At 66.0% G+C, this 23,139-nt stretch carries 18 protein-coding genes; 7 read left to right on the forward strand and 11 right to left on the reverse strand.

What is annotated here, in order from left to right; genetic code table 11:
• Positions 1-259: 259 nt before the first annotated feature.
• From ARADN35_RS0124455 to ARADN35_RS0124495, 9 genes are all read right to left on the reverse strand, one after another.
• The gene (locus ARADN35_RS0124455; protein ID WP_208856835.1) at positions 260-1,048 is read right to left on the reverse strand and encodes a macro domain-containing protein; all 789 of its coding nucleotides are present in this window, start codon (positions 1,046-1,048) and stop codon (positions 260-262) included.
• Between the two features lie 86 nt (positions 1,049-1,134).
• Positions 1,135-1,638, reverse strand: coding sequence for a TIR domain-containing protein (locus tag ARADN35_RS0124460; RefSeq protein WP_010466896.1), 504 nt, complete (start codon positions 1,636-1,638; stop codon positions 1,135-1,137).
• 184 nt (positions 1,639-1,822) lie between these two features.
• Positions 1,823-3,577, reverse strand: a complete 1,755-nt coding sequence (locus tag ARADN35_RS0124465; RefSeq protein ID WP_373404761.1) for a tannase/feruloyl esterase family alpha/beta hydrolase — start codon at positions 3,575-3,577, stop codon at positions 1,823-1,825.
• Between the two features lie 127 nt (positions 3,578-3,704).
• Positions 3,705-5,414 carry a tannase/feruloyl esterase family alpha/beta hydrolase gene (locus tag ARADN35_RS0124470; protein ID WP_035198716.1) on the reverse strand — a complete coding sequence of 570 codons (1,710 nt, stop codon included), beginning with the start codon at positions 5,412-5,414 and terminating at the stop codon, positions 3,705-3,707.
• Between the two features lie 120 nt (positions 5,415-5,534).
• A complete protein-coding gene (locus ARADN35_RS0124475; protein WP_010466901.1) occupies positions 5,535-7,295 on the reverse strand; it encodes an acyl-CoA dehydrogenase family protein in 1,761 nt (586 codons plus the stop codon).
• Between the two features lie 175 nt (positions 7,296-7,470).
• Positions 7,471-8,460, reverse strand: coding sequence for a Bug family tripartite tricarboxylate transporter substrate binding protein (locus tag ARADN35_RS0124480; RefSeq protein WP_010466902.1), 990 nt, complete (start codon positions 8,458-8,460; stop codon positions 7,471-7,473).
• A 202-nt stretch (positions 8,461-8,662) separates the two neighbouring features.
• Complete coding sequence (locus ARADN35_RS0124485) at positions 8,663-9,427, reverse strand: SDR family NAD(P)-dependent oxidoreductase (protein ID WP_010466903.1); 765 nt, start codon at positions 9,425-9,427, stop codon at positions 8,663-8,665.
• Positions 9,428-9,471: 44 nt separating this feature from the next.
• Positions 9,472-11,340, reverse strand: coding sequence for a feruloyl-CoA synthase (locus tag ARADN35_RS0124490; protein WP_010466904.1), 1,869 nt, complete (start codon positions 11,338-11,340; stop codon positions 9,472-9,474).
• Between the two features lie 40 nt (positions 11,341-11,380).
• Positions 11,381-12,166, reverse strand: coding sequence for a crotonase/enoyl-CoA hydratase family protein (locus ARADN35_RS0124495; protein WP_010466905.1), 786 nt, complete (start codon positions 12,164-12,166; stop codon positions 11,381-11,383).
• 157 nt (positions 12,167-12,323) lie between these two features.
• On the opposite strand from ARADN35_RS0124495, the gene ARADN35_RS0124500 reads away from it, so the two are divergent.
• The 3 genes from ARADN35_RS0124500 to ARADN35_RS0124510 all read left to right on the forward strand — a co-directional run bounded on the left by ARADN35_RS0124500 (position 12,324) and on the right by ARADN35_RS0124510 (position 16,453).
• Positions 12,324-13,544, forward strand: coding sequence for a thiolase family protein (locus tag ARADN35_RS0124500; protein WP_010466906.1), 1,221 nt, complete (start codon positions 12,324-12,326; stop codon positions 13,542-13,544).
• Between the two features lie 2 nt (positions 13,545-13,546).
• Positions 13,547-14,800 carry a thiolase family protein gene (locus tag ARADN35_RS0124505; protein ID WP_010466907.1) on the forward strand — a complete coding sequence of 418 codons (1,254 nt, stop codon included), beginning with the start codon at positions 13,547-13,549 and terminating at the stop codon, positions 14,798-14,800.
• An 81-nt stretch (positions 14,801-14,881) separates the two neighbouring features.
• Entirely contained in the window at positions 14,882-16,453 is a 1,572-nt protein-coding gene (locus tag ARADN35_RS0124510) for an acyl CoA:acetate/3-ketoacid CoA transferase (RefSeq protein ID WP_010466909.1), read from the forward strand.
• Between the two features lie 136 nt (positions 16,454-16,589).
• Here ARADN35_RS0124510 and ARADN35_RS0124515 read toward each other — a convergent pair whose 3' ends face one another.
• Complete coding sequence (locus ARADN35_RS0124515) at positions 16,590-17,096, reverse strand: MarR family winged helix-turn-helix transcriptional regulator (RefSeq protein ID WP_029414380.1); 507 nt, start codon at positions 17,094-17,096, stop codon at positions 16,590-16,592.
• 165 nt (positions 17,097-17,261) lie between these two features.
• Positions 17,262-18,806, reverse strand: coding sequence for a YifB family Mg chelatase-like AAA ATPase (locus ARADN35_RS0124520; RefSeq protein ID WP_010466913.1), 1,545 nt, complete (start codon positions 18,804-18,806; stop codon positions 17,262-17,264).
• A gap of 215 nt (positions 18,807-19,021) precedes the next feature.
• On the opposite strand from ARADN35_RS0124520, the gene ARADN35_RS0124525 reads away from it, so the two are divergent.
• From ARADN35_RS0124525 to glcE, 4 genes are all read left to right on the forward strand, one after another.
• Positions 19,022-19,753 (forward strand): TorF family putative porin, encoded by a 732-nt coding sequence (locus ARADN35_RS0124525; protein WP_010466916.1) that lies wholly within the window; start codon positions 19,022-19,024, stop codon positions 19,751-19,753.
• Between the two features lie 47 nt (positions 19,754-19,800).
• Positions 19,801-20,139 (forward strand): P-II family nitrogen regulator, encoded by a 339-nt coding sequence (glnK, locus tag ARADN35_RS0124530; RefSeq protein WP_010466918.1) that lies wholly within the window; start codon positions 19,801-19,803, stop codon positions 20,137-20,139.
• 36 nt (positions 20,140-20,175) lie between these two features.
• Entirely contained in the window at positions 20,176-21,723 is a 1,548-nt protein-coding gene (gene amt, locus ARADN35_RS0124535; protein WP_010466933.1) for an ammonium transporter, read from the forward strand.
• A 263-nt stretch (positions 21,724-21,986) separates the two neighbouring features.
• The gene (gene glcE, locus ARADN35_RS0124540) at positions 21,987-23,123 is read left to right on the forward strand and encodes a glycolate oxidase subunit GlcE (RefSeq protein WP_010466939.1); all 1,137 of its coding nucleotides are present in this window, start codon (positions 21,987-21,989) and stop codon (positions 23,121-23,123) included.
• The last annotated feature ends 16 nt before the right edge of the window (positions 23,124-23,139 follow it).

Below are 23,139 nucleotides of genomic sequence, written 5' to 3' on the forward strand. Positions count from 1 at the left end.
GGTATCAGGCTTCTACCTACTTGTAAAACGCTCTCGAACCGATCGTGTACCCAGTGCTCAACGTGCACCATAAGGTACCTTGAACAAATTTGAATCAATTTAGCCTACCGCGAATATTCCAACCGCGTGCTCATTTCCCGTTGTCCGTATCACTTAGAACTAGAAGAGCATCCGGTACGAACCATCTGGGAACTCTGTGATTTCGTCTCCAGGCCGGAACTCACGACCGTGACGAATCGAGCAACAAAGCCGAGGGTTGCTAGGCGTGCAAGCTCTGGCCCAGGTAGTCCCTCACTTGGAACAGATTCAGCGAGAACTTAGACGCATCCTCAGGCCGCACCACGATGATGAGCTTGTTTGAAAATGCCCGTTCGCTAGCTGCATCTGCGAAGGACTGCGCGATGCGCTCGATCATCTTCTTACGAGGATAGGAAACCCGGCCGCGACCTGTGCCCATCAGGGGCATCACGATGTCACCTACCTCCGCCTTGGCCGCTAGGTTTACCCACAGCTTTTCTAGCGCTTCGTCAATCATCTTCAAGTTTGACTGGGCGTTTTTGTTTTCTTCCATGTGTGACATGGCAACAAGGTAGAAGTTTTTGCTGTGCGCGCTCACTCGAGCCACTGTACCAATCGGATATTCCTTCTTCTTGCCAGGCCGTTTCTCATTGATATTGAATTGCTCTCTAGCAAGTGACACTTCTATTTGGCGATCAATCTCCGTGGTTTGTCCATTGAAGTATTGAGTTGCCAACTGACCCTGCAGGCTTGAGGAGGCGATTAGCCCCGATGCCATGTCCGTGTCGAACGTCGAGCTGGTGCTAATGATGACCTCGCCGGGAATTTTGAAGAGGTCGCCGATCAGAACTTCGACCGTAAAGTCCTTCTGCGGAATCTTGTAGCTGACGCGCGAAAGCGGCCGGCGCGTGGATAGCACGTATAGCAGCGCAAGTGCAACCAAGATAAGCAAGCCGTAGTAGCTGTACTGATCCTTCTTGTAGATGTTGAACGCGTCTGCCAAATCAACGCAGAGGTACAAGATGCCCATGACGGCGAAGAACTTACCGATGGCCTCCCCAGAGAAGAGTGCGTAGCGCCAGTAGGCCCGGGTTCTAATTGACTCAAAGAAGTACCTCACAGGCCAAGACTCCTGTACACGTTATCGTTGTAGAAACGGCTTCCGGTTGTGGTGCCAGCGGCGCGTAGTGACTGAAACTCGACGGGCCAGTGGCTCATCGCGTGTTCGATGATGTTGTGGTTGAACGAGATGTAGACGGCGAGTTGATCCCGGATCGTGGGCGGGCAAAGGTGGTCCTTTTGTCGGCTTCCGTTTAAGTTCACTCCGATGATGGGCAGCCCGAGGCGCAAAGCAACTTCCATTTCCCACTTGACGAACTTCGTCAGGTACTTGGTGTTGTTCCCAATGAGCACCACGAGCAGCTTGGAATTCGCAAAGCGCTCGCGAAGCTGGCGCTTGATGCTCTCTTCCTGGCTTGAATCCCATGCTGTGTTCAGGTCGTGGGCGTTATGAAAATTGAGTGAGAAACCGTCGTTCGCCTTCCACGCCGTCATTAGACGGTACCAGTGCATATCGTTGTCGCCGTCGAAGGCAATGTAGGTCTTGTTGCGGTACGCCATTGATTCTCCTTACCCCCGGTTGCGGGATTCTAGAGGGGCGTGACAATTTGACCGAAGGTTTATATTTCAGCGCTGTGCGGGCCGAAAACGATTGGGTCTGCGGCCTCAGCAACCAAGCCTTCTGATTGGCTTCTCTCCTCAAAAAAGCCCGGCACAAGCCGGGCTTCCCGCTTTCAATCCCCCCTCACTTGCAGCTAAAACTGCCCGCACTCTCCACATCCCCCGTTCCGTTGTAGCGTGCCACCTTGGGGTACGCGCACAGCGGCCGGGTGCGGTTGGCCGACCAGCTGGCAGGCAGCTCGGCGTTGACCACCTTGGCCCCCGCGCCGCGCGCGTTCGCCGTCACGCTGTCGGGCGCCTTGCCTTGTTCCACCCAGGCCACCAGCGGGGCCAGCATGTCGAACTGGTCGGTGGCGGGGCCGCCGGAGCAGTGGTTCATGCCGGGCACCAGGTACAGGCGGGCAAAGTCGTCGGCCTTGCCGCCGTAATTCGCCTGCAGGCGGTCCATCCAGTGGGCAGTGTCCATGGGCGAGAACACGCCGTCGGCAACGCCGTGGTAGACCATCATCTTGGCGCCCCGGTTGCGCAATGTATCCAGGTCGGCAGCTTTGGGGGGCGTCATGTACGACCATGAAGACTCGGTGTAGACCGGCGTGGTGGCGAACATCTTGGGGTAGTCCGTCTCCAGGCTGAAGTTCAGCGCGTACTGCAGGCCGGTGGTGGCCTTGAAGGCGTCCATCGTGGAGGGTGGTGTGGTGAACAGGAAGGCCACGGCACCCGCGTCGCGCGTGGTGGGTGCGTTGAAGTGCCAGAACGCAAAGTTGCTGCCTGCCACGCCGGGGTCGAACCAGGTGCCGGTGTACACGGCTTCGCCCTTGCTGTTCTTGGGCCCGGCAAAGACGCTGGCCAGCACGTTCTTTTGTTCGGCAGAGATGCACGATCCATCCCGCGCAGTGTTGGCTGCGGTGCAGGTGGGCACATCGCGCTGCAGGTTGAAGGCAGCCTGGCAGGCTTGCACGTCGTTCACCTGGCCGTCGGTAGCGCCGTCCAGTGCGTCGCAGCGCTCCACGATCTTGCGGCCGATGAGCTGGAATTCGGCGGGGCTCACGGCCTTGGTCAGGTCGGGCTGGCCGTTCGCATCTTTGGTGGCCACCTTGGCGTACTGCTGGGCCTTCCACAGCTGGGCCGTGGCGGCCTTGGGCAGGCTGAAGCCGGGGTTGCCCGCCAGCACGCCGTCGTACTGGTCGGCGTAACGTGATGCGGCCACCATGGCATGGCGCCCGCCGTTGGAGCAGCCCGCGATGTACGAACGGTCCGGGGCCTTTCCGTAGGCGCCCTTGATCAGGTTCTTGGCCATGGGCGTGAGGGTGCCGACGGCTTGGTAGCCGTAGTCCAGCCGGGCCTGCGGGTCCAGGCCGAAGAACGGGGTGGGGGCGCCATGGCCTGCGTCCGAGCTGAGCACCGCAAAGCCTTGCACCAGGCCAGGGGCTACTGGCGCGGCCCCGCTCACCGAGCCCAGCGCGGTCACCACGCTGCCGTCCAGCCCGCCATTGGCCTGGTGCAGAAAGCGGCCGTTCCACGCCACGGGCAGGCGCATCTCGAAACCGATGGCGTAGGCCGCGCCATCCACGGGGCCGGTGCGCTCTTTCATCTTGCCCTTGACGAGGCAGTGCGCGGGGGCCTGGGTGGCCACGCCCTGCAGGGTCAGGGGGCCTTCCGGCACCTGCTCGGCGGAGGTGATGCGTGTGTCGGCCAGGGCCAGGCTGGTGGCCAGCGTGGTGCAGGACTGCAAGCTGGCGGGCGTTGCGGCGGCCAGTTGCGGTACGTTGGCGCGGGGCGCGGTGCTGCAGCCCGCCAGCAGCGCGGCGGCGGCGGCCAGGGCTGCCGTGGCTGCAGAGGCGGAAGATGTGAAAGAGGGGGCCAGAGCGCGGGGGCGCATGGGGAGGCGGGTGTTCATGCGGTGGTCTCCTGGGGGTTGTGGGGGCTGCCGCGCCATGGTGGCACGGGGGCGACCGGGAGGGAAGGGCCCTGGCCGAACGGTGGCCATGGCCCTTCCCGCACTTGCCCTATTTGCAGCTGAAGCTGCTGGCGCTTTCGATGTCACCCGTGCCGTTGTAGCGCGCGACCTTGGGGTAGGCGCACAGCGGGCGGGTGCGGGTGGCAGACCAGCTTGCGGGCAGGTCGGGGTTGGCGCCAGCCACATTGCCTGCGGCTCTCACCCCGGCGACCACACTCTCGGGAGCCTGGCCTTTTTCCACCCAGTTGACCAGCGAGGTCAGCATATCGAACTGGTCGGTGGCTGGGCCCATGCCGCAGTGCGACATGCCGGGGACGGGGTAGTACCGCGCGAAGTTCGATGCGTCGCCGCTGTTGTTGTTGCGCAGGCCGTCATACCAGCTGGCCGTGTCGTTGGCCGAGAAGATCGGGTCGCTCACGCCGTGGTAGACCATCACCTTGGCGCCGCGTTGCTTGAGCGTGGACAGCTGGGTCGGGTTCACAGGCTGCATGAAGCTCAGCCCCGACTCGGTGTACACGCCGCTGGTGGCGTTGACCGATGCGAGCATGGTGTCGATGGGCGTGCCCAATGCAAACGCCGGGGCGCTGAAGCCCGTGGGGGACACCGGCGGCGAGCCCCAGGTCATGGCCGTCATTGCGGGGTCGATGTTGGTGGAAACAAAGAACTCCCAGAATGCCGAGTCCGCGGCGTTGTGGCCGGTGTCGAACGGGAAGCTCGCGTAGAACTTGTTGCCCTTGCTGTCCACGGCACCCGAGAAGATGGGCGCAATCGCCGTCTTCTGGGCGGGCGTCAGGCAGCTGCCGTCCCGCGCGCCGGAGCACGACGGGATATCGCGCTGGAAGTCAAAGCTGGCCTGGCAGGCGGCGGTGTCTTGCACGATGCCGTCTTTCACCCCGTCCAGCGCATCGCACTTTTCAAGCACCTTGGCAGAGACCATGGCCCGCTCGGTGCTCGTGAACGCGGTGGACAGGTCCGCCGGGTCGGTTGCGATGGTCGCGTACTGCTTGGCGCCGAACTGGTTGGCGATGGCGGCCAGCGGGAGGCGGTAGCCAGGGGCACCGGCCAGGTAGCCGTCGTATTCACCCGGCATGCGGGTCATGGCTACAAAGGTGTGGCGGCCGGCATTGGAGCAGCCACCGATATAGGAGCGGTCGGGTTTGCGTCCGTAGGCCGATGCAATCAGGTCCTTGGCCATGGGGGTCAGCTTGGCCACCGTCTGGTAGCCATAGTCCAGCCGTGCCTGGGCATCAATGCCGAAAGCCATGTTGCCCTGCCCGGTGTGGCCGGCGTCGGAGCTGATCACGGCGAAGCCCTGCTGCAGCGCCACGGTGGGCTGCGGCCCGGTCTGGGAGCCGATCGCAGGCCAAAGCACGCCGTCGGAGCCGCCGTTGGCCTGATAGAAGAACCGGCCATTCCAGGCCAGCGGCATGCGCATCTCAAAACCGATGGCATAGCGCTGGCCGTCCTGGGGGCTGGTTCTGGCGAACATCTCGCCGCGCACCAGGCAGTGGGCGGGCATGGGGGCATCGCCCCGCGTCAGCGCACCCGCAGCCACCGGTTCAGCCAGGCTGATCAGTGTGTTGGGGTGGGTGAACTTGCTGGCCAGGTCCGCGCAAGTGGCCAGCGTGCCCGGTGTGGCCGCGCTTAGTTGCGGCAACCCCGCGTCCGACGATCCCCCTCCGCATCCGATCAGCAGAGCTGCTGGCAGGACCGACAGGGCGAGGGGGTGGATGCGCATTCTTCTTTTCTTGATATTCATGCTGTTGTCTCCGTGATCTGAGGCCCAAGGAAACCCGCAGCGCGGCCTCAACGCGCAGCAGGGATTGGTGTGGCAAGAGAAGCGATTGCTACAAATTGAGTAGCTGTTAACGCTCTTCCATCAAGCGATGGCGGCCAATTTGGTCTTGATTTCGAGGGACTGCGCGATGCGCTGGCGCAGGATGGCGGCGCGCATGTCGAACTCGGGCAGCACCCACTGGGTGAGGGCCTGGGCGGGTGCGCTCCAGCGTTCGGGGTTGTGCGCTGGCTCGTTCCCGCGCTCGGAGGAACCGGTGGGCTCGCTCCCACGCTCGCCTTGGCTGGCCGCGCGGATCTGGCCCCAGGCCCAGTCCAGCAGCACCAGCGCCACGGCGCGCAGGTAATCGTCGGCCACCCAGTAGGGCAGCTCGGGCTCGGACTGCGCGGCAATTGCCAGCGTCTGCGTGATCTCGATCAGCGCGTGGCGGCGCGCACCAGCGGCGGGGGAGGGTGTGGGGCCGGGCAGCGATGCCAACAGCGCCGTCAGGCCCTGGCCACCGTCGGCCAGCACCTTGCGCACCAGCAGGTCGATGGCCTGGATCTCGTTCGTGCCCTCGTAGATCATGGCCACGCGCGCGTCGCGCACGATCTGCTCGATGCCCCATTCGCGCACGTAGCCGTGGCCGCCAAACACCTGCAGGCAGGCGCTGGCGCCGTGGAAGCCTTGGTCGGTGAGTGCCGCCTTGAGAACGGGCGTGACCAGCGCGCACCAGCGCTGGGCCGCGGCGCGCTCGCCCGCATCGGGGTGGTGTTTGGCCACGTCAAGCTGCAATGCCGTGTGGTAGGCCAGCACGCGCCCGCCGTCGATCCAGGCGCGCTGCGTGTGCAGGATGCGGCGGATGGCCGGGTGGTCCTGGATGAGGCTGGTGTCGGCGGCGCCGGGCGCGCGCATCTGGCGGCGCTCGGCCGCATAGGCGCTGGCCTTTTGCCAGGCGGCTTCGAGCAGGCCGATGCCCTGCAGGCCCACGTGCAGGCGCGCCGCATTCATCATCACGAACATGGCGTTGAGGCCCTTGTTCGGCTCGCCCACCAGCCAGCCGGTGGCGTCGTCAAAGCGCATCACGCAGGTGGGGCTGCCGTGCAGGCCCATCTTTTCTTCGATGCGCTCGCACACCACGGCATTGCGCTTTCCGTCCGGCAAGACCTTGGGCACCAGGAACAGCGACAGCCCCTTGGGGCCCGCCGGTGCGTCGGGCAAGCGCGCCAGCACCAGGTGCACGATGTTGTCGGTCAGGTCGTGTTCGCCGCCGGAGATAAAAATCTTGCTGCCGTTCACGCGTGCACTGCCGTCGGGCTGCGGCACGCCGCGTGTGCGCACCAGCCCCAGGTCGCTGCCCGCGTGGGCTTCGGTGAGGCACATGGTGGCCAGCCATTCGCCGGTGGCGATCTTTTCCAGATACTGCGCCTTGAGTGCGTCGCTGGCGTGGTGTTTGATGCACTCATAGGCGCCATGCAGCAGGCCCGGCGCCATGGTCCAGCCGTGGTTGGCACCGGCCAGCCACTCAAACAGCACACATTCGAGCACCGCCGGCAGGCCCTGGCCGCCATCCTCAGGCGCACACGAGAGCGAGGGCCAGCCCGCCTGCCAGAAGGCCTGGTACGCATCGCGGAACCCTGCGGGCGTGTGCACCTGGCCTGCGTCGAAGCGGCAACCCTCCTCGTCGCCCATGCGCTGCAGCGGGGCCACGGCGTTGTCGACAAACTTGGCGGCTTCGTCGAGCACCTGCGCGGCCAGCTCGCCGTCGATGTCGGAAAACGGTGGCAGTGCCTGCCAGCGGCTGGGCGCCTGCAGCACATGGGTCAGCAGATGCTGGATGTCGGCAAGGGCCTGGCGTGCTGGCATGGTTTGCTCACTATTTGATAGCTTGTTGCGCTCTATGGATAAGCGCTGGCGGCTCTTTTTGCTGGAAACCTTGAAAACGGGCGCGGCCCAGGCGAGCGCCACCGTGGAACTGGCTTTGCCAGGCCACGGGTGGCGTCTCCCTCAGGGGGAAGCGGCGAAGCCGCTCAGGGGGAACTCAAGAATCCGCGGTGAAGCCGATCTTCTTGATCAGCGGACCCCAGGTGTCGTACTCGGCCTTTTGCCAGCGGGCTTGCTCTTCGGGGGTGGAGCCGTGGGGCATCAGGCCCACGATGGCCAGGCTGTCGATGACCGACTTTTCCTTCAGCGCCGCGTTGATGGCGGCGTTGGCGGCGGCGATCACGGGCTTGGGTGTCGCAGCAGGCGCATAGAAGCCAAACCATTCTTCGGTGGTCAGCTCAGGGAAGCCCTGTTCGGCAAACGTCGGCACATCCGGCACGTAGATGGAGCGCTTCGGGCCCGAAGTGGCCAGGATGCGGATCTTGCCGGCCTTGTAGTTGGCAATGAAGTCGCCATGCGGCGTGACCATGGCGGCGACCTGCCCGCCCACCACGTCCGTCACACCGGGGATGGAGCCACGGTAGGGCACGTGGCGCAGGTCCACGCCGCTGTTGATGCCCAAGAGCGCGCCCAGGAAGTGGGGCGTGGAGCCCGCGCCGGGCGAGCCGTAGCTGGCGTCCTTGGGGTTGGCCTTGGCCCAGGCCAGGAAATCCTTCACCGTCTTCACGCTGGCCGGCACCATGGGGCCCACGGCCAGGCCGTGGTGCATCACCGCGGCGATCGACACGGGCGCGAAGTCCTTGTCGGTGTAGTTCATCTTGCTGTAGATGTGCGGGTAGTTGGCCAGGGCCGACACCTGCGCCACGGCCAGCACCGAGCCGTCGGCAGGCGCTGCCTTCAGTGTCTCAAGTGCAATGCGGCCGCCTGCGCCGGGCTTGTTCTCCACCACGCCGGCGTTCTTGCTGAACGCGGTGCCGCCCCACTTCTCGGCCACGCGGCGCGCGACGGTGTCGCCCGAGCTGCCGGCCGGAAAGCCGAAGTAGACCTTGACCTGCTCGACCTGCGCATGGGCGGCGAAGGGATGCAGGGCGCCCAGCGCGGCGCTGGCGCCAAGGGCCTGAACGAATTGACGGCGTGTGGTGGTCATGGTTTGTCTCCTGGTGTGTATCTGACGGAAATCTCAAAAAGCAACTGGGGTGTTTGCACACCCTCTTGTTATCGGCTGTGCTGCGCCTCCCGTGGCGCACAAAACTGGCGCTGCGCACGCCAGCGCCACCGTGGAACTGGCTTGGCCAGGCCACCGGTGGCGTCCCCCCGGGGGGATGACGCGAAGCGGCGCAGGGGGCTTCTCATCGTGGTGCCATGCGCAGGGCGCCATCCAGGCGAATGACTTCGCCGTTGAGGTGCCCGTTGGTCACGATGTGGCAGGCCAGCTCGGCAAACTCTTCGGGCTTGCCCAGGCGCGGCGGGAAGGGGATGCTCGCGGCCAGCGACTGCTGCACGGCCTCGGGCAGCTCTTTCATCAGCGGCGTGGCGAACAGGCCCGGCGCCACGGTGCATACGCGGATGCCGTGCTGCGCCAGGTCGCGCGCCATGGGCAGCGTCATGCCCACCAGGCCGCCCTTGGAGGCGCTGTAGGCCTGCTGGCCCACCTGGCCGTCGAAGGCAGCGGCCGAGGCGGTGAACATCATCACGCCGCGCTCGCCGCTCTGCAATGCATCCAGCTTGGCGCAGGCGGCGGCGAACAGGCGGCTCACGTTGTAGCTGCCGATCAGGTTGATGGTCACCACGCGCGTGAAGTCCTCCAGCGGCGCGGCGCTGCCGTCGCGCTGCACGATGCGCTTGGCGCTGCCGATGCCAGCCACGTTCATGAGGATGCGCGCGGGGCCGTGGGCGGCAGCGGCCTTCTCCAGCGCAGCGGTGACGCTGGCTGCGTCGGTGATGTCGCAGGCGCACGCCACGCCACCAATATCGGCCGCGACCTTCTCGGCCAGCTCGGCATTGCGGTCGAGCACGGCGACCTTGGCGCCCAGACGGGCGAGTTCGCGGGCGGTGGCTTCACCGAGGCCCGATGCGCCGCCGGTCACGATGGCGGCTTGTCCTTGGATGTCCATGCTGTGTGTCCTTGAGAAAAATGGTGGGTGTGTGTCTTTGGCGTTCAGTGGCGCGGCACCAGCGTGCCGGGCAGCGTGCCGCCGTGCAGTGCGTCCACCACGTCCGCGCGGTGTTGCAGCACGGCGCGCTGGTTGATGGAGCCCTTGTCGGTGACCTCGCCCTTGTCGAGCGAGGGCGGCTCGGCCATCAGGTGCGCGCGGGCCACGCGGGTGGCGCTGCCGGTGGACTCGGCCGCGAGCTTGTCCAGCACCTGCTGGAAGTGCTGCTGCACCGGCGCGCTGGCCAGCACCTCGTGCAGGCTGGCGCTCTCGGGCAGGTCGCTGAGCGTGCGGATGGTGGCCGTGGGCACCAGCAGCGCGCCGATCTCTTTCAGGTTGATGCCGGTGATGACCGCGTCCTGCACGTAGGGCGCGCAGGCGGCGATGATCTTGGCGCGCATGGGCCCCACGCTCACGAAGGTGCCGGTACTGAGCTTGAAGTCCTCGGCAATGCGGCCGTCGAACTTCAGGCCCTTGTTCAGGTCGTTCTCGTCGATCCACTTCACGGCGTCGCCCGAGCAGTAGAAACCCTCTTCATCGAAGGCGTCGCGCGTGGCTTCGGCATTGCGCCAGTAGCCGGGCGTGATGTTGGGGCCGCGGTAGCGCACCTCGACCTTGCCGTCCACGGGCACCAGCTTGAGTTCGAGCCCCGGCGTGGGCACGCCGATGTCGCCGGCCTGCACGTCGGGGCTGTTCACGGCCACGCAAAACGGGCAGCCTTCGGTCATGCCCAGGCCCGTGTTCATCACGATGCGCTCGCCCACCTCGCGCTCGGCGCTCTCGAACAGCGAGTCCCAGATGGGCTGCGAGAGCGCGGCGGCGGCAAAGAAGAACATCTTCACGCGGCTGAGCAGGTTCTTGCGCAGCTGCGCGTCGGTCTTCATGGTCTGCGCGATCACCTCGAAACCCGTGGGCACGTTGAAGTACACCGTGGGCGCGATCTCGCGCAGGTTGCGGATGGTCTCGGCCATGCCCTTGGGCGTGGGCTTGCCTTCGTCCAGGTAGAGCGTGCCGCCGTTGTAGATGACGATGCCGAAGTTGTGGTTGCCGCCGAAGGTGTGGTTCCACGGCAGCCAGTCCACCAGCACCAGGGGCTCTTCGGCCAGCACGGGCATGGATTGGTTCATCTGCTGCAGGTTGGCGGCCCACATGCCGTGCGTCACGATCACGGCCTTGGGCAGCTTGGTGGAGCCCGAGGTGAACATGAACTTGGCGATGCTGTCGGCCGTGATGGCGCTGTGCGCCGCATCCACGGCGGGCGTGGCAGGGGTGGCCAGCAGGTCGCTGAAGGCCACGGTGCTGCGGCCCGGGATGCTGCCGGTGCCCAGCACCACCTTGACGTCGTCGGCCACGGTGGCCTCGATGGCGCGCGCAAAGCGCGTGGCGTCGCTGGCGAACACCAGGCCGGGGGTCAGCGTGTCCAGCACGTGGCGCAGCTTGTCGAAGTCCTGGCTGATGGTGGAGTACGCGGTGGACACGGTGCACTGCGGCACGCCGGCCACCAGGCAGCCCAGCGACAGCAGCGCGTGGTCCAGGTCGTTCTCGCTCAGGATGGCCACGGGGCGCTCGGCGCTCAGGTGCATGTCGAGCAGGGCCTGGGCAATGCTGCGTGCGGCCTGCCAGGCCTGGCCGTAGGTGATGTGGCGCCACTCGCCCAGGCTGCCGTCGGCGTTCTTCACACGCTGGGCCATCCAGGTGCGCCCGGGCGCGGTCTGGGCCCAGTGCGCGAGCCGGTCGGTCAGGCGCAGCGGGTAGGCCTCCAGGTCTTGCGTGGCCCGCACGTAGACCACGCCGTCGTCGGCCTGCCGGGTGCTGACTTCGGTCACGCCAAAGCGCAGCGGCCGGTAGCGGGGGGAGGGGTTGGTTGCCGTCATAGGTGCTTTCGAGGCTTTTCGCGGGCGCGATACCGCTTTCTCAGTCCTTCTTGACCTTGGCGGCCTTGCCGTCGAGGAAAGCCCGCACGCGCGCCTTGGCTTCGGGAGCGCTCTGGGCGATGGCGGCCATCATGGCTTCGGTCATCAGGCCCTGGTCCGACGGCTGCTCGGCGATGCGCGGCAGCGCGTGCATCAGCGCGTAGTTGGTCAGCGGCGCGTTCTGCGCAATGCGCTGGGCCAGCTCGAAGGCCTTGTCGAACGCCGTGCCGGTGGGCACGAGGTACTGCGCGAAGCCCACGCGCTCGCCGTCCACCGCGTTGTAGACGCGGCCGGTCATCATCATGTCGGTCATGCGCGCCGTGCCGATCAGGCGCGGAATGCGCACCGCGCCGCCGCCGCCCACGAAGATGCCGCGCGAGCCTTCGGGCAGCGCGTAGAAGGTCGACTCGTCGGCCACGCGGATGTGGCAGGCGCTGGCCAGCTCCAGGCCGCCGCCCACCACCGCGCCGTGCAGCGCCGCCACCACGGGCACGGGGCCGAACTGCACGCGGTCCAGCGCCGCGTGCCACATGCGCGAGTGGTGCAGGCCCTGGCCGGCATCGCGCTCCTTGAGCTCGGACAGGTCCAGGCCGGAGCAGAAATGGTCGCCTTCGCCATCGATCACCGCCGCGCCCACGGAGGCGGGCAGCGTCTCCATCAGGTCCCGCAGCGCCAGGATCAGGCCGTCGTTCAAGGCATTGCGCTTGGCGGGGCGGGTGAGGCGGATGACCGCGATTTCCTCGTGTTCGCCACGGATTTCAAGGGAGATGTCGGAATGCTTGGTCATGGTGGTGTGTATGAGTTAGGGAAATTATGGTTATCAAAAATAACTAAAACAAGGCCGCAATGCTGCTCTTTGCTAGGTGGTTTCCCTAGCTTTCCGGGGTCGCCATATGGTTATGATAAATAACTAAAATGACACCGACTCATCGCAAGGACCCGCCATGAACGCCTTCATCCCCTACGGTATCTACTGGTCGTCCCCGTTTGCCAAGTGGCAGGGCTCGCTGGCCAACCTCAATGCCCTGCCGCTGGCGGCCACCGTGGGCAAGCAGGCGCTGGCCGCGCGCGGGTACGACCTGGCGGCGGTGGACCTGGCAATCCTCGGCATCACCAACCCGCAAAAGGGCAGCTTCTACGGCCTGCCCTGGGTCACCGGCATGATGGGCATCGACCGCGTGGCCGGCCCCACGGTGCAGCAGGCCTGCGCCACCAGTGTGCGCGCGCTGCAGATGGCCGCGCAAGAGGTGGCCTGCGGCACCGCCACCAGCGCCCTGCTGGTGATGGCCGACCGCCAGTCCAACGGCCCGGTGGTGTACTACCCCGACTCCAGCGGCACTGGCGGCTACGGCATCACCGAGCACTGGGTGCCCGACAACATGGGCCACGACCCCTACGCCAAGAACCCCATGCTGCAGACCGGCGAGAACGTGGCTGCGCGTTATGGCATCACCACCGAAGAGCAGCACGCGCTCAAGCTGCACCGCTACACCCAGTACCAGGCGGCGCTGGCCGACGACCGCGCCTTTCAAAAGCGCTACATCGCCGATGTGCCGATCACTGACTCCAAGTTCCGCAAGCAGACCGGCACGCTCAGCGCCGACGAAGGCATCTTCCCCACCACCGCAGAAGGCCTGGCCAAGCTCAAGCCGGTGAAAGAAGGCGGCACCGTGACCTTCGGCGGCCAGACGCACCCGGCCGACGGCAATGCGGGCGCCATCGTCACCACGCGTGACCGCGCACGGGCCGCGTCCATCGACCCTGGCATCGAGGTCGAGATCCTGGGATTCGGCATGTCGCGGGTGGAGGTCGGCTTCATGCCCATGGCGCCGTCGCCGGCGGCCTTCAACGCCCTCAAGCTCGCAGGCCTGTCCATCGCCGACGTGCACGCGATCAAGACGCACAACCCGTTTGCGGTGAACGACATCGCCCTGGCGCGCGACACCGGCTTTGCGTGGGAGCGCATGAACAACTACGGCAGCTCCATCATCTGGGGCCACCCCCAGGCGCCCACGGGTATGCGCGCCATCATCGAACTGATTGAAGAGCTGGTGCTGCGCGGCGGCGGCGTGGGCCTGTTCACCGGCTGCGCCGCAGGCGACACCGGCTACGCCACCGTGCTGCGCGTGACCGACAGCAGAACCAGCACAACCACCAAGGTCTGACCATGACAACAAGCACCGAACATTCCTTTTCTGCCCCGCTGAACGCCTGGCTGGTCGACGGCGTGCGCACGCCCATGGTCGACTACTGCGGGCCGCTCGGGCATGTATCGCCCACCGACATGGGCATCAAGGTGGCGCGCGCCGCGCTGGAGCGCAGCGGTGTTCCCGCTGCCGATGTGAACTCGGTCATCACCGGGTCGATGGCGCAGGCCGACTTCGACGCCTTCGTGCTGCCGCGCCACATCGGCCTGTATGCCGGCGTGCCGCAGAGCGTGCCGGCCATTCTGGTATCGCGAATCTGCGGCACAGGCTTTGAGCTGTTCCGCCAGGCGGCCGACCAGATTGCCCTGGGCTATGCCGACGTGGCGCTGGTGGTGGGCACCGAGTCCATGACGCGCAACCCCATTGCCGCCTACACGCACCGCACCGGCTTCAAGCTGGGCGCGCCGGTGGAGTTCAAGGACTTCCTGGTCGAAGCGCTGATCGACACCGCCGGCCCGGTCACGATGATCGAGACCGCCGAGAACCTGGCCAAGCAATACGGTATCACGCGCGAGGAGGTGGACGCCTTCGCCTCTCAGTCGTTCGACCGCGCGCTCAAGGCGCAGGCAGACGGTTTTCTGGCGGGCGAAATCGTGCCGGTCACGAGCGAGAAGTTTGAGCTTGCAGGCTATGCCACGCGCGGCATCACCCTGCCGCGCAAGGTGGCGCAGCTCGACCGCGACACGCACCCGCGCCCCTCACCCGTCGAGACGCTGGCGGGCCTGCGCACGGTGTACCCCGGTGGCGTGCAGACGGCGGGCAACAGCTCGGCCCTGGTCGATGGCGCCGCGGGCGCCGTCGTGGCGAGCGACGCCTATGTGCAGCGGCGCGGCCTGAAGCCCCTGGCGCGCCTGCGGGGTGCCGCGGCCGTGGGCGTGGCACCGGAGTACATGGGCATCGGCCCGGCGCCGGCCATCCGTGCGCTGCTGGCGCGCACGGGGCTCACGCTCGCGGACATCGGCCTTTTTGAAATCAACGAAGCGCAAGGCGCGCAGACCTTGGCCGTGGGGCGTGAACTGGGCCTGGATCTGAACAAGCTCAACGTGAACGGCGGCGCCATCGCCCTGGGCCACCCGCTGGCCGCCACCGGCGTGCGCCTGACGGTGACGCTGGCGCGCGAGCTGCGCCGCCGCGGGCTGCGCTACGGTATCTCCGGCGCGTGCGTGGGCGGCGGGCAAGGCATTGCCTTGCTCATCGAGAACCCGGATGCTTGAAATTTGAGAGAACAGGGCTCAAGCGCTTATGGGATAAGCGCGAGCAGCTATCGAAGTAATAGTTTTCAATTGAAGGTCACCATGAAAATCATCACTGCCGCCCAGGCCGGGGCCCTGATCCCCGACAACGCCACCATCTTCCTGGGCGGCCTGGCCGTCTCCAGCCTGCCCGAAGAAGTGCTCAAGGGCGTGGAAAAGAACTTCCTCGATACCGGCCACCCGAAGAACGTGACCACCTGGGCCTGCGGCGCCATTGGCAACAGCAAGGACGCGGGCATGGTGCACTTTGCCCACCCCGGCATGATCAAGCGCACCGTGGCCGGCCACTTCGGCCAGACGGGCGCCGAGATGATGAAGATGGTCTTCGACGGCGAGGTCGAGGCCTACAACTTCCCGCAGGGCAGCCTGTCGCACCTCACACGCCACATTGCCAGCCGCAGCCCCGGGCTACTGACCAAGGTCGGGCTGGGCACGTTTGTGGACCCGCGCATCGAAGGCGGCAAGCTCAACAGCAAGTCCACCGAAGACCTGGTCAAGCTCGTCGAGTTCAACGGCGAGGAGTGGTTGTTCTACCCCGCGCCCAAGGTCGATGTGGCCATCATCCGCGGCACGCTGGCCGACGAGAACGGCAACATCACGCTGGACAAGGAAGGCGTGCTGCTCGAGCAGATCAACATCGCCCACGCGGCCAAGGCCAGCGGCGGCATCGTGATCGTGCAGGTGGAGCGCATCGTGAAGGCCGGCAGCCTGCACCCCAAGTCGGTCAAGGTGCCGGGCGTGTCGGTGGACTATGTGGTGGTCAGCCAGCCCGAGAACCACATGCAGACCATCACCACGCAGTTCAACCCCGCGCTGTGCGGCGATGTGCGTGTGCCGCTCAATTCGCTGGCGCCCATGCCGCTGGACGAGCGCAAGGTCATCGCGCGCCGCACGGCGCTGGAGCTCACGCCCGGCGCCATCACCAACCTGGGTATCGGCATCCCCGCGGGCGTGCCGTCGGTGGCGGCGGAAGAGGGCGTGTCCGACCAGTTCACGCTGAGCGTGGAAAGCGGCATCACCGGCGGCATCCCGGCGCAGCTGGGCGACTTCGGCACCGCCTACAACGCCGACGCGATCATCGAGCAGTCGCTGCAGTTCGACTTCTATGACGGCGGCGGTCTGGACGCGAGCTTCCTGGGCCTGGCGCAGGCCGACAACCACGGCAACGTGAACGTGAGCAAGTTCAACGGCCGGCCCGTGGGCTGCGGCGGTTTTGTGAACATCACGCGGTCTACCAAGCACCTGGTGTTCTGCGGCACCTTCACCGCGGGCGGGCTGGAGGTGAAGGTGGCTGATGGGACGCTCACCATCGTCAAGGAAGGCCGTTCGCGCAAGTTCATCGAGAAGGTCGAGCAGATCACCTTCAACGGGCTGGACGCCGCCAAGCGCGAGCAGAACGTGCTGTTCGTCACCGAGCGTGCGGTGTTCCACCTGACCACCGAAGGCCTGGAGCTGACCGAGATCGCGCCCGGCATCGACCTGGAACGCGACGTACTGGCGCACATGGGCTTCAAGCCCATCATGCGCAACGTGAAGACCATGGACCCGGGCCTGTTCCGCGCGCAGTGGGGCGGCCTGGCGCAGGCCATGGCGGCGAAGGCCGCGCAGGCTTGAAGGGCTGCTGGTAGCCGCTGGCCCCGGTCGGCGGCGTAAGGCCAGCAAGCGCCAGCTCGAAAAAAAGCCAGCGAGCCCGAGGGGTGCGCTGGCTTTTTTTTGCCGCTGGTGGCTGCAGCGAGCCCCAGCCCGTGCGCTACGACGCGCTCTGCGTGTAGACCTTCTGCAGCAGGCGGATCAGCGTCTTGCGCTCGGCGCCCGTAAGGCCGGCCGTGGCGTCCACCTCCAGCTGCGCAGCCGTCTGCTCGGCCTGTGCGGTCAACTCCACACCAGCAGGCGTCAGGTGCAGGCCCATGGCGCGGCCGTCGCTGGGGTGCGGGCGGCGCTCGATCAGCCCGCGCCGCTCCAGCGCTGCAATCAGGCCCACCAGATTGGGTGGCAATACGTTGAGCGTGGCGCACAGCTGGCGCGACGTGATGCCGGGGTTGTGCGCGACCAGCGACAGCACCGAAAAATCCACCACCTTCAGGCGGTAAACCGCCATGCGTTCCATGAACACTTCGATCACGGCGAGCGACGCGCGCCGCGCGTTGTAGCCCACCAGCGTGCGCAGAAAGCCGGTGTCCACGGACTCGGAGGCAGGGGCTGGGGTGGTTGGGGCCATGGAGGCCGTGGTCTTTTTGGTGGGGCGAACGCTGGACATGGGGCGATTGTGGCGGGGGTGGGCGCGGGTTGGCAGCAGTTCGCGAAAAATTTGATTCAAATCAGCCGTTAGCGCTTATTTGATGGCTGTTTGTTGCTATAAAAATAATAGTATTCAGTGTGCGGCCCTTGCCACACACGGTCCACCTGCGGAGCCCATTGCGCTTCAGGCGGGGCTGCGCAGCACGCGGCGGTATTGCACTGCCTCGGCCACATGGCCCACCTCGGTGGTGGGTGCGTCGGCCAGGTCGGCAATGGTGCGCGCCACCTTCAGCGCACGGTGTGTGCTGCGTGCCGACCAGCCCAGGCGCGCGGCGGCGGTGTTGAGGAACTTGGCGGCGGCATCTTGCAGATGCAGATGGGTGTCGATCTCCTGGCCCTGCAGTGCCTGGTTGGTCTTGCCCTGGCGGGCCAGCGCGCGGCCGCGCGCCTGTTCCACCCGCAGGCGGATCGCGGCCGTGGATTCGCCGGCGGGCGCCTGCACCAGCTGTTCGGCGGGCAGGGCGGGCACCTCGACATGCAGGTCAATGCGGTCCAGCAGCGGACCACTGAGCTTGGCCTGGTAGCGGTTCACCTGGTCCGGCGTGCAGCGGCACGCGCGCTGCGTGGAGCCCAGGAATCCGCAGGGGCAGGGGTTCATGGCCGCGATCATCTGAAAACGCGCTGGAAACTCCGCACGCTGCGCTGCACGCGAGATCGTGATGTGGCCTGTCTCCAGCGGCTCGCGCAACGCCTCCAGCGCGGCGCGGGGGAATTCAGGCAGCTCGTCGAGGAATAGCACCCCGTGGTGCGCGAGCGAGATTTCGCCAGGGCGTGGGGGCGAGCCCCCACCCACCAGCGCCACGGCGCTGGCTGTGTGGTGGGGCGACCCCGTGGGCCTGTGGCCCCAGAGTTCGGGCCGAAAGCGCCCGGCCAGGCTCGCAATCGCGGCGCTCTCCAGGGCTTCCTGCACCGTCATGGCGGGCAGCAGTCCGGCAAAACGCAGTGCCAGCATCGATTTGCCCGAACCGGGCGGGCCTGCCATCAGGGCACTGTGGCCCCCGGCGGCCGCGATCTCCAGCGCGCGCTTGGCCGTGGCCTGGCCTTTGACATCGGCCATGTCGGCGCCGGTGGTGGTGGCGGTCAGGGGCGTGGGCTGCAGCCGCGTCCAACCGTCGTTGTCCACGGCCGCATCGCCCACGGCTGTGCTGCCGGGCGGCAGGAAGGCCCGCACCACATCCAACAGGTGGCGTGCGCGCACCACCTGTGCGTCGGGCACCAGGGCGGCCTCTTCGGCGCTGCCAGGGGGCAGCACCAGCTGCGCGTCGATCTGCTGCGTCTGCAGCGCCAGGCTGGTGGCCAGGGCGCCGCGCACCGGGCGCAGCTCCCCCGACAGCGACAGCTCACCCGCAAACTCATAGCCCGCCAGGCGGCTGCCGTCCACCTGCCCGCTGGCGGCGAGGATGCCCAGCGCGATAGGCAGGTCGAAACGGCCTGAATCCTTGGGCAAATCGGCGGGTGCCAGGTTCACAGTGATGCGCTTGTTGTGGGGGAACTCCAGTCCCGCGTTCTGCAACGCCGAGCGCACCCGTTCGCGGGCTTCCTTGACCTCCACCTCGGCCAGTCCCACCAGGGTGAAACTGGGCAAACCGTTGGCCAGATGCACTTCGACGGTGACAGAAGGTGCCTGCAGCCCCAGAAGGGCGCGGCTTTGCACCAAAGCAAGACTCATGAAGCGATTTCTCCCCAGATGGGTGCGTTTTATGGTTTTTTAGCGCGGCCGGGTTGCATCGCGCACCAACAAGGTGCAGCATCGTCTGCGCGCACACCGCCACTGTACTTGGGGATCGGTGTAACGCAACGCAACGGCGATGGGGTGGATGCACCGGCGTGTGGCACGGTCCGTGCTTAAAGCGCTCGTCCCTACTTTGTCCAACCGGAGGAAACATGACCCGCGCCATCATCAAGACCCTGGGCGTTGCCCTAGTTGCAACCCTTCCCCTGCTGGCCAATGCCCAGCTCACTGGCAACGTCAGCCTGACCACCAACTACAAGTTCCGTGGCCAGGACCAGGACGTTTCCAAGTCCAAAGCCGTCAAGCCCGCCATCCAGGGTGGTTTTGACTACGCCTTCGGTGACTCCGGCTGGTACGTGGGCAACTGGAACTCCAGCGTGGACTGGCTGGCCAACAACTCCATTGAATCCGACCTGTACGGTGGCTACAAGTTCAAGGCCGGTGGCGCAGACCTCGACCTGGGCGCGCTGACCTACATCTACCCTGGCAACGCCAATGGCAACACCACCGAGCTGTACGGTGCGGCCACCATGGGCCCCTTCACTGCCAAGTATTCGCACACCATCTCTAACGACTACTTCGGCTGGGCTGGCGCCAAATCCGGCTCGGGCCTCAAGGGCCGCAACACCGGCTACCTGAACTTCGCCTTCGCTCAAGAAGTGGCTCCCAGCGTCACTGTGAAGGCCTCGGTGGGCTTCACGCGTTTTGCCAGCGACATCAAGGACCTGGGCGTGCCGAACTACATGGACTACAGCGTGGGCGGTGCCTATGACTTCGGCAGCGGCCTGTCGCTGGGCGCTGCCGTGGTGGGCGCCAACAAGAAGGCCTTCTTCGGCCATGTCAACAAGTCGCGCGTGATCGTCACGCTCACCAAAACCCTGTAAGCAAGTCTCAATGGGCGCACGGTGCGTCCATTGTCGGAGGAACCAAAATGAAAATGGTGACAGCCATCATCAAGCCCTTCAAGCTGGACGAGGTGCGTGAAGCACTGTCGGACATCGGCGTGCAAGGCATCACGGTCACTGAGGTCAAGGGCTTCGGTCGCCAAAAAGGCCACACCGAGCTGTATCGCGGCGCGGAATACGTGGTCGACTTCCTGCCCAAGGTCAAGATCGAGGCCGCCGTGGCGGATGACCTCGTGGACCGTGTGATCGAGTCCATCGAAAGCGCCGCCCGCACCGGCAAGATCGGCGACGGCAAGATCTTCGTGACCCACCTGGAGCAGGTGGTGCGCATCCGCACTGGCGAAACCGGCAAGGAAGCGCTGTAAGGGCGCGGCCGTACTACATCCAAGAAGAGAAACGCCATGAAAAAACTGCTTGCTTCTTTCATTCTGGGGTTGGGTCTGCTGACCATGGGCAACCTGTCCCTGGCACAGGCGCCCGCCGCCTCCGAGCCGGCCGCCGCCGCGCCCGCTGCTGCAGCCGCTCCGGCCGCTGAAGCCCCTGCTGCGGCAGCTGCCCCGGCGCCCGCTGCGGCAGCGGCTGCCGCTCCGGCCGCTGCCGAGGCGCCTGCGCCCGTGCCCAACAAGGGTGATACCGCCTGGATGATGACCTCCACCATCCTCGTGATCCTGATGGTCCTGCCCGGCCTGGCGCTGTTCTACGGCGGCCTGGTGCGCAGCAAGAACATGTTGTCCGTGCTGATGCAGGTCATGGTCACGTTCTCGCTGATCGTGGTGCTGTGGTTCATCTACGGCTACAGCCTGGCCTTCACCGAAGGCGGCGCCTTCATCGGTGGCTTTGACAGGCTGTTCATGAAAGGCATCTGGGACAACGCTGCCGGCACCTTCGCCAATGCAGCCACGTTCAGCAAGGGTGTCGTGATTCCGGAAGTGGTGTTCGCCGCCTTCCAGGCAACCTTCGCCGGCATCACCTGTGCCCTGATCGTCGGTGCGTTCGCAGAGCGCATCAAGTTCAGCGCCGTCATGATGTTCATGGTGCTGTGGTTCACTTTCAGCTACCTGCCGATCGCCCACATGGTATGGTTCTGGATGGGTCCTGACGCCTACGCCTCCAAGGAAGTGGCCGACGCCATGACCGGCAAGGCCGGCCAGATCTGGCAGTGGGGTGCTCTGGACTTCGCTGGCGGTACCGTGGTGCACATCAACGCCGCTGTGGCGGGCCTGGTGGGCGCGTTCATGGTGGGCAAGCGCATCGGCTACGGCAAGGAAGCCATGGCGCCTCACAGCCTGACGCTGACCATGGTCGGTGCCTCGCTGCTGTGGGTGGGCTGGTTCGGTTTCAACGCCGGCTCTGCGCTGGAAGCCAACGGCTTCGCCGCCCTGGCCTTCATCAACACGCTGGTGGCCACGGCTGCGGCCGTGCTGGCATGGTCTATCGGTGAAGCGCTGATGCGTGGCAAGGCTTCGATGCTGGGTGCAGCGTCGGGTGCCGTGGCCGGCCTCGTGGCCATCACGCCTGCTGCCGGCAACGTTGGCATCGGCGGTGCGTTGGTGATCGGCCTCGTGGGCGGCTTTGCCTGCCTGTGGGGTGTGAACGGCCTCAAGAAGCTGCTGGGTGCGGATGATTCGCTCGACGTGTTCGGCGTGCATGGCATTGGCGGTATCGTGGGTGCCCTGCTGACCGGCGTGTTCAACGCCCCTGGCCTGGGTGGCCCTGGCTATGTGGCCGACTGGGTGACCGCCACCATGGTGACCTCTGCCGACTATTCCATCGCCGCGCAAGTCTGGACGCAGACCAAGGCCGTGTTGCTGACCATCGTGTGGTCGGGTGTGGTCTCCTTCGTGGCGTACAAGATCGTTGACCTGACGATCGGCCTGCGTGTCACGGAAGAAGACGAGCGCGAAGGCCTGGACATCACTTCGCACGGCGAAACAGCGTACAACCGCTGATCCGCCTGCGCCCCACGCGCTGCGGTGTCTGGTGGCACCGCAGCGTCGCAACAAGAACAAGCGAGTCACTCCTTTGGTTGTTAAGCCCGCCGGCAACGGCGGGTTTTTTTCGTACCGATGGAGGGCTCGCAGCCTGTTTTGGCATGCATGCCAGAACACCTATCCCCAGACCCGTCTCCCGGCAGCCCCCCAGTCATTTGCACAGGCGCTGTTCAAAAAATTCACGCGCTCCTTGTGTAGCGCCGGACATGGCTGCCGCTACGATGCAAGGCATGGACTTCGCCCTTGCCCAGATCGCAGAACGTGTGCGCGCCGCCGCCGCCGACCAGACCCCTTTGCGCATCCGCGGCGGGGGCACCAAGGACTTCCATGGCCTGGCGCTGCATGGCGAAGTGCTCGACACCCGTGTGCTGCGCGGCATCGTGAGCTACGAGCCCAGCGAGCTGGTCGTCACCGTGCGGGCGGGCACCCCGCTGGCCGAGCTGGAGGCCGCACTGGCCGAACAAGGCCAATGCCTGCCCTTTGAGCCCCCGCACTTCGCAAAAACCCCTTCAGACGCTGCCACCGTGGGCGGCATGGTGGCTGCTGGCCTGTCGGGCCCGGCACGTGCCAGTGTCGGGGCGGTGCGCGACTACCTGCTGGGCGTGACCTTGCTCAATGGCAAAGCCGAGCTGCTGACCTTTGGGGGCCAGGTCATGAAAAACGTGGCGGGGTATGACGTGTCCCGCCTCATGGCCGGTGCCTGGGGCACGCTGGGTTTGCTGACCGAGGTCAGCCTCAAGGTGCTGCCCGTGGCGCCCGGCGAGGCCACGCTGCGGTTTGACGACATCAACCAGGCCGACGCATTGCGCAAGCTGCACGCCTGGGGCGGCCAGCCGCTGCCCCTGAACGCCAGCTGCTGGGTGCAAGACGGTGGCGTGGGCACGGTCTATGTGCGCCTGCGCGGCGCCGTGGCGGCGGTCGAGGCCGCCTGCAAAACGATGGGTGGCACGCGCATGGACAACGCCACGGTGGCCGCCGACTGGACGGCCTGCCGCGAGCAGACCCTGCCCTGGTTCACCGCACGTGCTGCACAGCCCGGCCACGCCCTGTGGCGCCTGTCCGTGCCCGCCACGGCCCCGGTGCTGAGCTTGCCGGGCGGCGCGCAGCCGCTGGTCGAGTGGCATGGCGCGCTGCGCTGGGTGCAAGCGCCCGAATCCGCAGGCGACGCCCTGCGCGAAGCCGCTCGGGCTGTGGGTGGGAACGCTTCTGTTTTTGTAGCTGCTAGCGCAGGTGGATCAAGCGCCAGGGGCACATTTGACCTTCAATCCAAGGCGCTGGAGCACATTCACGCCCGGCTCAAGCACAGCTTTGACCCGGCCGGCATCTTCAACCCCGGCCGCATGGCGCGGGCCTGGTAGGCGCGCCATCACTGCG

Origin of the sequence: Acidovorax radicis N35 (assembly GCF_000204195.1) — a bacterium.
Taxonomy (GTDB): domain Bacteria; phylum Pseudomonadota; class Gammaproteobacteria; order Burkholderiales; family Burkholderiaceae_C; genus Acidovorax; species Acidovorax radicis.